Here is a 2366-nt window from a genome sequence, read left to right as displayed (position 1 = left end):
AGCCCCCTTACGGGAGCTTTCCCCCCTAAGAACCGTACGTGAGAGTTTCCCCTCATACGGCTCAAGCAATTCAAAACTTTTATTTGTAACTAAAAGCCGGCTCATAGTAACTTCCATTTATTTCTGTTAGTAATTCGGCTGCAATGATCATGTATTAGGACTTTCGCCTTTCTACTGCTCCCTGTCATTTCAGTAATTTTCCAGGGAGTTTCCCGTGTGATGTGCTTGCCACACACAGGGCAACATTGCATTTGCTGATTCCACAGGCGATAGATATATTGCTTGCCGTCTAAGTGTGCAAGCATTCTTCGGGTCTTGTATTGATCGAAGAAATCTTTCCAATCGGCATCATATGGGTTGGCCTCACTGCGGATTTTGATATGTCGCTTTATTTTCGTATCCGACAATCTCACAAGAGTGTGGTATTTATCCACTTTCCTGTTTTCAAGCGGTACGGCAAAAGTCCAGCTTCTACCTCTTACAGTGTGATAATACTTGTTGGCAATCCATCGTTTACCTTTTTTGGGATGTCTTCTGCGAGACCATCGCCATAGTTTGTTGAAAATTTGTGCATCTGTTTTACGGAAAGTTTCCGATGCAGAACACCCCTTGTAGTAGTTCGCCCATCCTCTAATGACTGGGTTTAGCAATCGTATCAAAGATTGTTGCTTAGAAGACTTGTTCTTGTCCACTATTTCACGAACCTTATCTAAAAATCTCTTTCGACTCTTCTTGGATGGTTTTGTGATAAACTTGCCTTTATATTTTCTGATATTGAACCCAAGAAAATCAAACCCTTCTTCTATATGAGTTATCTTAGTCTTTTCTTCTGATAAGGTAAGCCCTCTTGCTTGAAGAAACTCAATGACTAATGGTTTAACATGGTTCTCCAACAACTCCTTACTCTCTCCTGTGATAATAAAATCATCCGCGTAGCGAACAAGATTTATCATAGGAGTATAGTAATTTTTCTTCGAGCGGTTTATCGGAAAGCTATCGGCAAGCAGTTTTTCCAGTCCGTCCAAAGTCATATTTGCAAGAGTTGGGGAGATGATGCCGCCTTGAGGAGTTCCCTCCTCTGTCGGAAAAAGTTGCTTGTTGAAAATAAATCCACTTTTCAACCATTTACGGAGCAAAACTTTATCCATAGGGATATTGTCAAGCAACCATTCATGACTGATATGGTCGAAACAACCTTTGATATCACCTTCTAAGATCCATTGTGGGGATGTCGTCCTTGCCAGGTCATTGAAGCATTGTTGAACGGCATCTGCCGTGCTCCTTTCTTTTCTGAAACCATAAGAATTGGCATCAGCCGTTGTTTCAGCTACGGGAGCCAGTGCCATCAGATACAATGCCTGCATAGCCCGGTCTTTCATAGTTGGTATACCCAATGGTCTTAATTTCCCGTTACTCTTTCTGATATGTACTCGTCTCAGAGGTTGGGGTGTATAACCTCTCCTTTTCAGTTCGGTTATTGCACACACTTTAGCATCTGGCGTTTTCCATGTTACCATATCGACGCCAGCCGTTTTACTCCCATTATTGGAAGTTACACGTCTTACCGCTAATGCTTTAGCGTAAAACGAGTGGGTCAGTGTCCACTGCAAGGCTTTGACCTTGTTGTGGCGACCCTCTTTTTGAGCCTTTACAATACGCGCTTGTAGCTTTTGAACCGCAGCTTCGCATTTGAGCCAATTTATACTGTCCCATTTGCTCTGCGTTTGGTCAGTCGATGCACACGATTTTTTAATTTCGTTCATTTGCTTTTCTCCTTTTAAAAGTTCTAAAAGTTTCTTGTAAAGAATCACCTACCGCAGAAGTCAGCCTGCTTTCGCAGCGGGATGATGTTTCAATCCCTATTCACCCCATTACAGGGTGGCATTCGCTTTTTCTGCAATCCTATACCCGCACTCCATTCGGCATTCCTTACGGTCTGCTTACCTGTCATTGGCAGGAGAAATACGGGCTTACTACGTTCCGTGCAAGTAACTTATAAGTGGGTTAGGTTCTGTCTATTACACCGGCAGTACTCTGTTCGTGTATTCCCAGAATGGAGAGGAATAACCGACTGCTTCCCTTTTGGGCTGAAGCCTATCAGTATCTTTGGCTTCTTCAACCTTACGACGTTTAGACGACAGTTCGCTTACGCTAACCATACCACCCAAGCCAAGCTCCCTGACTGTATGATACTAACAGCCATTGTCTTTCCCTCACGGTTCTGACTGCTCCTTTCGGAAGGGCTACCTTGTCTGGACAGCTTTGATACAGTATATTACTATTGGTGCATCTGTCCATAGGCTACCGTTGACGAAACAACGGGTTAAATCTAAGTTTAACAATTACTTACACAGCGACGTATCGCA

The 2366-nt window shown here is 43.2% G+C and carries 1 protein-coding gene; it reads right to left on the bottom strand.

Annotated elements, in window-relative coordinates; genetic code table 11:
- Window positions 1–101: 101 nt before the first annotated feature.
- Window positions 102–1763, bottom strand: a complete 1662-nt coding sequence (ltrA, locus tag HMPREF9007_RS00215) for a group II intron reverse transcriptase/maturase (RefSeq protein WP_004319152.1) — start codon at window positions 1761–1763, stop codon at window positions 102–104.
- Window positions 1764–2366: the final 603 nt, after the last annotated feature.

This window comes from Bacteroides sp. 1_1_14 (genome assembly GCF_000162515.1).
In the GTDB taxonomy this organism is placed as follows: domain Bacteria; phylum Bacteroidota; class Bacteroidia; order Bacteroidales; family Bacteroidaceae; genus Bacteroides; species Bacteroides thetaiotaomicron.
This window is presented reverse-complemented; position numbering and strand designations above follow the sequence as displayed.

Coding starts and splice junctions, on each gene's coding strand:
- ltrA (WP_004319152.1), bottom strand. CDS start 1,763: ATGAACGAAATTAAAAAATCGTGTGCATCGACTGACCAAACGCAGAGC.